Origin of the sequence: Neorhizobium galegae (assembly GCF_017877135.1) — a bacterium.
Taxonomy (GTDB): domain Bacteria; phylum Pseudomonadota; class Alphaproteobacteria; order Rhizobiales; family Rhizobiaceae; genus Neorhizobium; species Neorhizobium galegae_A.
In genome coordinates, this window is sequence record NZ_JAGIPH010000002.1 from 587,531 (window position 1) to 596,668 (window position 9,138).

The 9,138-nt window shown below is 62.8% G+C and carries 8 protein-coding genes and 1 tRNA gene; 5 read left to right on the forward strand and 4 right to left on the reverse strand.

Features of this window, described 5'->3' with window-relative positions; translation table 11 throughout:
* From map to J2858_RS10235, 3 genes are read right to left on the reverse strand one after another with little or no spacing between them, the layout of a single operon-like run.
* The gene (gene map, locus J2858_RS10225) at nt 1–840 is read right to left on the reverse strand and encodes a type I methionyl aminopeptidase (RefSeq protein WP_210104682.1); all 840 of its coding nucleotides are present in this window, start codon (nt 838–840) and stop codon (nt 1–3) included.
* A gap of 31 nt (nt 841–871) precedes the next feature.
* Nucleotides 872–1,588 (reverse strand): DNA/RNA nuclease SfsA, encoded by a 717-nt coding sequence (gene sfsA, locus J2858_RS10230; RefSeq protein ID WP_210104683.1) that lies wholly within the window; start codon nt 1,586–1,588, stop codon nt 872–874.
* 6 nt (nt 1,589–1,594) lie between these two features.
* Entirely contained in the window at nt 1,595–3,427 is a 1,833-nt protein-coding gene (locus J2858_RS10235; protein ID WP_210104684.1) for a PHA/PHB synthase family protein, read from the reverse strand.
* 132 nt (nt 3,428–3,559) lie between these two features.
* Here J2858_RS10235 and J2858_RS10240 point away from each other — a divergent pair, with 132 nt between their 5' ends.
* From J2858_RS10240 to recJ, 5 genes are all read left to right on the forward strand, one after another.
* Nucleotides 3,560–3,958: a hypothetical protein gene (locus tag J2858_RS10240; protein WP_210104685.1), complete on the forward strand. Its 399-nt coding sequence runs from the start codon at nt 3,560–3,562 to the stop codon at nt 3,956–3,958.
* Nucleotides 3,959–4,068: 110 nt separating this feature from the next.
* Nucleotides 4,069–5,286: an LL-diaminopimelate aminotransferase gene (locus J2858_RS10245; protein WP_210104686.1), complete on the forward strand. Its 1,218-nt coding sequence runs from the start codon at nt 4,069–4,071 to the stop codon at nt 5,284–5,286.
* A gap of 63 nt (nt 5,287–5,349) precedes the next feature.
* A complete protein-coding gene (locus J2858_RS10250; protein WP_210104687.1) occupies nt 5,350–6,669 on the forward strand; it encodes a homoserine dehydrogenase in 1,320 nt (439 codons plus the stop codon).
* A 143-nt stretch (nt 6,670–6,812) separates the two neighbouring features.
* Nucleotides 6,813–7,025 (forward strand): hypothetical protein, encoded by a 213-nt coding sequence (locus tag J2858_RS10255; RefSeq protein ID WP_210104688.1) that lies wholly within the window; start codon nt 6,813–6,815, stop codon nt 7,023–7,025.
* A 132-nt stretch (nt 7,026–7,157) separates the two neighbouring features.
* Nucleotides 7,158–8,960 (forward strand): single-stranded-DNA-specific exonuclease RecJ, encoded by a 1,803-nt coding sequence (recJ, locus tag J2858_RS10260; protein WP_210104727.1) that lies wholly within the window; start codon nt 7,158–7,160, stop codon nt 8,958–8,960.
* Between the two features lie 89 nt (nt 8,961–9,049).
* On the opposite strand, the gene J2858_RS10265 is transcribed toward recJ, so the two are convergent.
* Nucleotides 9,050–9,124 (reverse strand) — tRNA-Glu (locus J2858_RS10265).
* Nucleotides 9,125–9,138: the final 14 nt, after the last annotated feature.

Genomic DNA, 9,138 nt, shown 5'->3' on the forward strand with positions numbered 1-9,138 from the left:
TCAACCGTTGCGTGGAGGAAGACCGGGCCTGTCGAGACCACCGGGAGACAGGGTGAAGATCTCGCAGCCGGTCGCCGTGACACCCACGGCATGTTCGTATTGGGCAGACAGCGACCGGTCGCGCGTCACCGCGGTCCAGCCGTCGGAAAGCACTTTCACATGCGGCTTGCCGAGATTGATCATCGGCTCGATGGTGAAGATCATGCCCTCGCGCAGTTCCGGCCCTTCGTCGGCGCGGCCGTAATGCAGGATATTGGGGCTGTCATGGAACAGGCGGCCGACGCCGTGGCCGCAGAAATCGCGCACCACCGAGCAGCGTTCCGCCTCCGCATAGGTCTGGATCGCTTCGCCGATGGCACCGGTGCGCACGCCGGGCTTCACCACCGCAATACCGCGCATCAGGCATTCATGGGTCACTTCCATCAGCCGCTCGGCAGCGCGCTTCACCTGGCCGACGGGATACATGCGGCTTGAATCGCCATGCCAGCCATCCAGCACATAGGTCACATCGATATTGACGATATCGCCCTCGCGCAGCGGCTTGTCGTCCGGCATGCCGTGGCAGACGACATGGTTGAGCGAGGTGCAGACGGAATATTTGTAGCCGCGATAATTCAGAGTTGCCGGAAGCGCGCCATTGTCCATGCCGAATTCAAACACGAACCTGTCGAGTGCCGCCGTGGTGACGCCGGGCTTGACGAGGGCTGCCAGTTCGTCGAGGCAGCGTGCCGTCAGCTGGCAGGCCTTGCGCATGCCGGCAAAATCGGCCGCCGTATCGTAAAGCCGGATCGCGCCCGTGTTCTTCTTCGGCGCCGATGCCGCCTCGATGTAAGTTACCATGGAACCACTTTCGTCTCGTCTCATGCGGTTTTTAAACAGCCTGCCCGTCCTCGTCCATCGCGATCACGCGATCGGGCCAAATTCCTTGAGGTTCGACACGGCAGGCGACCGCATAGGCCTCGACGCCGCGTGTGCGCGCCCGCCGGAAAGCCCTCGCATAGGCCGGATCGAGATCCTCGCAGATCCGCAGGCGATCGCAATCATTGCGCTGGACGACATAGAGCATGGCGGCGCGGCAGCCGGCCTCCACCATGTCTCCCAGTTCGTCCAGGTGCTTGGCGCCGCGTTGGGTGACCGAATCGGGAAATTCCGCAAGCTTGCGCGTGCGGGTAAAATGCACGTTCTTCACTTCCACATAGGCTGGGGGCCGGGCGGGATCGAGCAAAAGCATGTCGATGCGGGAATTCAGCCCATAGCGCTGCTCGCGCCGGATCGTTGCATAGCCGGATAGGTCCGGCACGATGCCCGAGACAATGGCTTCCTCAGCGATCCGGTTCGGCAGGCCGGTGTTGATGCCGACCAGCGTATCGTCCACCTCCACCATTTCCAGCATGTGCCGGTACTTGCGTGTGCGGCTGTCGTGCTGGGAGAGAAAGACGCGCGAGCCCGGCGTGGTCAGTCCGCGCATCGAGCCGGTGTTCGGGCATGAGCCGGTGATTTCGGTTCCGTCTTCGAGCACCGCATCGAACAGAAAGCGCTTGTAGCGGCTGACGAGCTGGGCGGGGATCAGCGGGGGATCAAACTGCATCGGCGCTCAGCTGCGCACCATCACATAGGTGCCGGGCGCATCACCGAGGCCCTGATCGGCGGGTATTCTAGCAGGGACGCGGCGGGCATCGCGCGCCTCCATCCAGGCCTGCCAGTGCGGCCACCAGGAGCCGGGGGTTTCCTTGGCGCCCGCGATCCAGTCGGCCAGTTCGCCCACGGCCGGCCCGCTCGTCCAGTACTGGTACTTGTTGCGGTCCGGCGGGTTGACGACACCGGCGATATGCCCGGAGCCGCCCAGCACGAAATCAACCGGTCCGCCGAAGAACCGGCATCCGGCAAAGACGGATTTCGCCGGTGCGATATGGTCCTCGCGCGCGGCCAGATTATAGATGGGGATGGTCACATTCTTCAGGCTGACCTTTTCGTCGAACAGCGTCATCTCGCCCTTGCTGAGGCGGTTTTCCAGGTAGCAGTTGCGCAGATAGAAGGCGTGGTTGGCCGCCGTCATGCGCGTCGAATCGGAGTTCCAGTAGAGAAGGTCGAAGGCCGTCGGCTCCTGGCCCTTCAGGTAATTGCCGACCACATAGGGCCAGATCAGTTCGGATGCGCGCAGCATGTTGAAGGCGCTTGCCATCTTGGAGCCGGCGAGATAGCCGGCCGCCTTCATCTGGCCTTCCAGTGCCTCCAGCTGTTCCTCGTCGACAAAGACTTTCAAGTCGCCGGCATAGGTGAAATCCACCTGCGTGGTGAGAAACGTGGCCGATTGCACGCGCCGGTCGCCGCGCTTGGCATGGACGGCAAGCGTTGCCGACAAAAGCGTGCCGCCAACGCAGTAGCCGATGACGTTGATCTCCTTTTCGCCAGCGGCCTTCTCCACGGTCGACAGCGCAAAATCGATGCCTTGCGCGCTGTAATCCTCCCAGGAGAAGCTGGCATGGTGTTCGTCCGGGTTGACCCAGGAGATGACGAAGACCGAATGGCCCTGGTCGACGCACCACTTGATGAAGCTCTTCTGCGGGCCGAGGTCGAGAATGTAGAACTTGTTGATCCACGGCGGCACGATGAGCAGCGGGCGCTTGAACACGGTTTCCGTGCTCGGCGCATACTGGATCACCTCGCAGACGGCATTGCGGGCCACCACTTTGCCCGGCGTCAGCGCGAGGTTCTTGCCGAGCGCGAATTTCTGGGTGTCGGTCTGGCGAAGACGCAGCTCGCCACGGCCGGCGGCGATGTCTTCGGCCAGCATCTTCATGCCCTGGACGAAGTTGGCGCCATCGGTCGACACGGTCTCGCGATAGACCTCCGGATTGGTCAGGGCAAAATTCGTCGGAGACAGCGCCGCCGTCAGCTGGCGCACGTAGAAGGCCGCCTTGTGGCGGGTGTGGTCATCGAGCCCCTCGGCTTTCTCCACCAGCTTTTCCGCCCATTCGGCCGTGACCAGATAGACCTGGCGCAGGAGGGCAAAAAACGGGTTTTGGCGCCAGTCCGGATCGGCAAAGCGCTTGTCCTTGCGCAAGGTGTCGGGCTCTTCCGGCCCCGCCTCGCCGGAGAGCCGGCTCAGCGTATGCATCCAGATGCCCATATAGGAGGAGAGAAGCAGGGACTGGGCTTCCAGCGTGCGCTGCGGCTCCGACATCCAGTATTCGATGACCTTCGACAGCGTTTTGATCATGTCGGTCATCGGGTCGAATGTGTCAACGCGTTCGCCGCGCTCGCGCGGGGCCAGCCATTCCGTCGCCGCCTTGCCGAGGTTTTCCGCCGCCTTTGCCAGGTTGACCGCAAGCTTCTGGGGATCCTTCACCATGTAGGCTTCGAAGGACTTGGCGTCGAAACCCTTGGAACCAGCCTCTGGTCCGCCCACCTTCTCGCGCGTGTCCATGGTGTCTCTCTCCCCTTTTCCACCCTGTTATAATCGTTGTTTTGGTTTTTACATTCTGCCTGAAAACGAATACAAGTGCCAGCGATAGCGACCTCATCAGGTCGTATGCCGGAGCAGATTAGGGTTGCGTCAATGGTAGAACTCGCGCGGGGGCTTCGCTGGATGCCTTTGTTTTTCGGTATGTCGGTAATGCCGTTTGCGCTTGTCGGATGCAATTCCTTCAAGCTGGATGACGGCGTTCCCAACACGGCGCCGCAGGCAACGGTTGTCGGTCCGCGGCAGGTGCCGCGCCCGCAAGCGTTGGCCAAGAGCGATACCGGGGTCTATCCGACCTTTGCCGGTCCGCTGACGGCCGCAAACACGCAGATCAGCGATGCGGAAGCCACCACGGCCCAGGATCAGATGACGAAGCTTGCCGCCGCCCGCGCCAACGGATCGGTCTCTGAAGCGGACTACCAGGCGCGCGTGGCCGAACTGCGCAAGCTTGCCGCCGATCATGCCGCCGATACGCAGAGCCAGATCAGCAAATAGCACTTGCGTTCCAGCCCTTTTGGACGCAAAGCAACCTCGAACAAAGGCGCGGGATTTTGCGTCTTTTGCCTTTCCCTTACCCTGCTCTGGATGCCTTCACGAGGATCGCGATGGAAGAGTTTCATAAAGTCCGCAGACTGCCGCCCTATGTTTTCGAACAGGTCAACCGTTTGAAGGCGAGCGCGCGAGCGGGCGGCGCGGACATTATCGATCTCGGCATGGGCAATCCCGATCTGCCGACGCCGAAAGCCATCGTCGACAAGCTGTGCGAAGTGGTGCAGGACCCGCGCACCCATCGCTACTCGTCCTCCAAGGGCATTCCGGGCCTTCGCCGGGCGCAGGCGGCCTATTATGCGCGTCGTTTTGGCGTCAAGCTCAACCCGGAAACGCAGGTTGTGGCCACGCTCGGCTCCAAGGAAGGCTTTGCCAACATGGCACAGGCGATCACCGCCCCCGGTGACGTTATCCTCTGCCCGGATCCGACCTATCCGATCCACGCCTTCGGCTTCCTGATGGCCGGCGGCGTCATCCGCTCGATCCCCGTCGAGCCGGACGAGACCTTCTTTGCGCCGCTCGAGCGGGCCGTGCGCCACTCGATCCCGAAGCCGCTCGCGCTCGTCATCAACTATCCGTCCAATCCGACGGCCAAGGTCGCAAGCCTCGATTTTTACAAGGACGTGATCGCCTTTGCCAAGAAGCACGACATCATCGTGCTGTCTGATCTGGCCTATTCGGAAATCTACTTCGATGGCGAGGCGCCGCCTTCGGTGCTTGAAGTGCCGGGCGCGATCGACGTGACGGTGGAATTCACCTCCATGTCCAAGACGTTTTCCATGCCCGGCTGGCGCATGGGCTTTGCCGTGGGCAACGAGCGGCTGATCGCTGCCCTGACGCGGGTCAAATCCTATCTCGACTACGGCGCCTTTACACCGATCCAGGTGGCGGCAAGCCATGCGCTGAACGGCGACGGCTCCGATATTGCAGAGGTGCGGTCCATCTACAAGCGTCGCCGCGACGTGATGGTCGACAGTTTCGGCAAGGCCGGTTTCGAGGTTCCGCCGCCGGCCGCCACCATGTTTGCCTGGGCGAAAATCCCGGAAAAGTTCCGCCATCTCGGCTCGCTTGAGTTTTCCAAGCTGCTTGTCGAGAAAGCGGATGTGGCAGTCGCGCCGGGCGTCGGCTTTGGCGAGCAGGGGGACGAGTACGTGCGTCTTGCCCTGGTGGAAAACGAGCATCGCATTCGCCAGGCCGCGCGCAACATCAAGAAGTTCATGTCGACGGCCGACGAGACCATGCACAACGTCATTTCGCTCAACGCCCACCGTTGAGCCCGATTTTATAAAAAGGGCGGCCCTTGCGCCGCCCGTTCAACGATTTTCAGGAACATGATCATGGCAGACGCCCTCAAAATCGGTCTTGCGGGTTTGGGCACCGTTGGGGCATCGCTGGCACGCATTCTCGCCACGCGGGCAAATGAACTGGCGGTGACCTGCGGGCGTCCCATTGAAATCAAAGCCGTCAGCGCGCGCGATCGTTCGCGTGATCGCGGCATCGACCTGTCGGCCGTCCAGTGGTTCGATACGCCGGAAGAGATGGCGGAAAAGGCCGATATCGACGTGCTTGTCGAACTGATCGGCGGCGCTGAAGGGGCAGCCGATCGTTCGGTGCGCGCAGCCCTTGCGCGCGGACTGCATGTCGTCACCGCCAACAAGGCGCTTCTGGCGCGTTCCGGCGTGGCACTGGCAAAGGCTGCCGAAGAAAAGGGCGTGCTTCTCAATTTCGAGGCGGCGGTCGCCGGCGGCATCCCGGTCATCAAGGCGCTGCGCGAATCGCTGACCGGCAATACGGTGAGCCGCGTCTACGGCATCATGAACGGCACCTGTAATTACATCCTCACACGGATGGAAAAGGAGGGCCTGACCTTTGCCGCCTGCCTGAAGGAAGCCCAGCGACTGGGGTATGCGGAAGCCGATCCGACCTTCGACATCGAGGGTAATGATACAGCCCACAAGCTTGCGATCCTCACGACGCTTGCCTTCGGCACCGAGATCGCGGCGGACGAAATTTACCTCGAAGGCATTTCCAATATCTCCATCGAGGACATCCATGCGGCCGCCGACCTCGGTTACCGCATCAAGCTTCTCGGCGTTGCCCAGCGCACCGAAAGCGGCATCGAGCAGCGGGTCCACCCGACCATGGTGCCGCATGACAGCGTGATTGCGCAGGTGGATGGGGTAACGAATGCGGTTGCCATTGAATCCGATATTCTGGGCGAACTGCTGATGGTCGGCCCCGGCGCCGGCGGCAATGCAACCGCCTCGGCCGTTCTCGGCGACATTGCCGATATTGCCAAGAGCCAGCCCGGCATGCAGCGCGTGCCGGTGCTCGGCACGCCGGCAGCCGCCCTTGCCCCCTATCGCAAGGCGCAGATCCAGAGTCATGAAGGCGGCTATTTCATCCGCCTCACCGTGTCGGACCGCACCGGCGTATTTGCGAATGTCGCAACCCAGATGGCCGAGAACGGCATTTCGCTGGAATCGATCGTGCAGCGCGCCAATGGCGGAGCCTCCGATGGCGCAAAGACCATCATTCTCGTCACCCATGCCACGAGCGAAGTGTCGATCCGCAAGGCGGTCGCCGGCATCAAGGCGGAAAGCTATCTGGCAAGCGAGCCGCAAGTCATTCGCATCGAACGGCCCAAAGCCTTCTGAGGCGTTTCGACCATCGCTCCGGTTCTGAACGGCGCTGCCTCTTCGGGCGGCGCCTTTTTTGTCTGCCGTTTCAGTCTCTGGCGCATTAGCAAAAACAGGGATACACTGTGGCGGTACTTCATGAGCGAAGGGAGGCGCCTGTGATGTCCATTTTATCCTTGAAGCAGAATTATGTGCCCTGGCAGGCGTGGATCGTGCGCCGCAGGCAGGATCTGCCTTTGGTCCGTTTGCAGGAGGACGGGCCGGACGGCGAGGATCTCTCGCGTGAAGAGGCCGACCAGAACTGGGGTGTCGCTGTGGCGCTTGCCTGCTGGCCGCTCTGCCTCGGGGCAACGGCCGTTTGGGCGGTGCTCTGACCCGGCGGCGGGAAGGCTGACGAGAGCCCCTTTGTGGGGACGGTGCCGATAAAATTCTGTCGGGCCAATACCGGTGTGCGCATTTATGCAGTAGAAGCGGTCCATGCAACCGCCAGCGCCCACCCCATCGCCATGACAGAACCGGTCGATCCCGTCTCGCGGGCCTTTCTCGGCGTGGAGCGCTCGGCAAGCGGACAGCGCTGGGTGTCGCGGCTCGATCAGGCCGGGCAGAACCGTGCGCTCGCCATGGCGCAGGTTCATGGCATTCCCGACCTGATTTCGCGCGTGCTGGCGGGCAGGGGCGTGGGCGTGGACGAAGCGCCGGCCTTTCTCGATCCGACCATCCGCAGCCTGATGCCCGAGCCCTTCACGCTGAAAGATTGCGACAAGGCGGCCGCCCGTCTTGCCGATGCTGTGGCACGGCGCGAAAAGGTCGCGGTGTTCGGCGATTATGATGTCGACGGTGCGGCCTCCTCGGCGCTGATGGCGCGCTTCTTCCGGCATTTCGGCGTCGAGGCGGAGATCTATATTCCCGACCGCATTTTCGAAGGCTATGGCCCGAATGCCAATGCCATCCGCCAGCTGATTGCCGGCGGGGCAAACCTCATCGTCACCGTCGATTGCGGTTCCACCAGCCATGAGGCGCTGTCGGCGGCCGTCGAGGAGCGCTGTGACGTCGTGGTGATCGACCATCACCAGATGGGGCCGCAGCTGCCGCCGTGCCTGGCGCTTGTCAATCCGAACCGCAATGACGATCTGTCGGGGCAGGGGCATCTCTGCGCGGCAGGCGTGGTGTTCATCGTTCTCGTGGCAACCGCGCGGCTGTTGCGGGAGCGCGGCGACCCGCGCGCAAAAACGCTCGATCTCCTGAGCTGGCTCGATATCGTGGCGCTGGCAACCGTCTGCGACGTGGTGCCGCTGAAGGGGCTGAACCGCGCCTATGTGGTGAAGGGCCTGCTTGCGGCGCGCCATATGGGCAATGCCGGCCTTGCCGCTTTGTTTCGCAAGGCCGGCCTTGGCGGTCCGGTCACGCCTTATCACCTGGGCTTTCTGGTCGGGCCGCGCATCAATGCCGGCGGGCGGATCGGTGATGCAGCGCTTGGAAGCCGTCTCCTCACCATGGACGAGCCCACCGAAGCCGACGAGATTGCTGCGAAGCTGGATGAGCTGAACCGCGAACGCCAGGTGATGGAAGCGGCCATGCTCGCCGAGGCCGAGGCGGAAGTGATTGCCGAATACGGCACCGGCGAAAATGCCGCCGTGCTGGTGACGGCGCGCGAAAACTGGCACCCGGGCATCGTTGGGCTTCTTGCCGCGCGGCTCAAGGAAAAGTTCAAGCGGCCTGCCTTTGCCATTGCGCTCGATTCGTCCGGTCGCGGCACCGGCTCGGGTCGATCGATCCCCGGCTTCGACATGGGAAAGATGGTGCGCGGCGCCGTCGACCAGGGGCTGCTGGTGAAGGGCGGCGGCCATGCGATGGCCGCGGGCCTCACCGTCGAGCGCACCAAGCTCGGCAGCCTTCGTGCGCATTTCGAGCAGGTGGCCAGCGCCGTCATCCCGGATCTCGTCGCCAATCACATGCTGAAGATTGACGGCGCGCTTGCCGCATCCGGCGCGACGCTGCAACTGATCGACCAGATGGAGCAGGCGGGTCCCTATGGCTCCGGCCACAGCCAGCCGGTCTTCGCCATGCCGGCCCATCGCATTGTCGATTCGCGCCTGATCGGAACGGCCCATGTGAAGGCGACGCTGCAGGCGATGGATGGCACGCGACTCGACGCCATCGCCTTCCGGGCCGCCGATACGCCGCTCGGCCAGCTGCTGCTCTCCTCACGGGGAAGCCAGCTGCATGTGGCCGGCTGCCTGGGCGCCGATCATTGGCAGGGCAGCCGTCGTGTCCAGCTGCGTATTCTGGACGCCGCAAAGGCAGTGTGAAAAGCGTGACGTATCGAATTGGGGGAGGCCGCCGCGGGCTGGAAAGCGCCGACGGGTGCATTGAGTGGATTGTGGGAACTAAAAGGAAGTGGCACGCCCTAGGGGAGTCGAACCCCTCTTCCCAGAATGAAAATCTGGTGTCCTAACCGATAGACGAAGGGCGCGTGCGCTTCGTGGT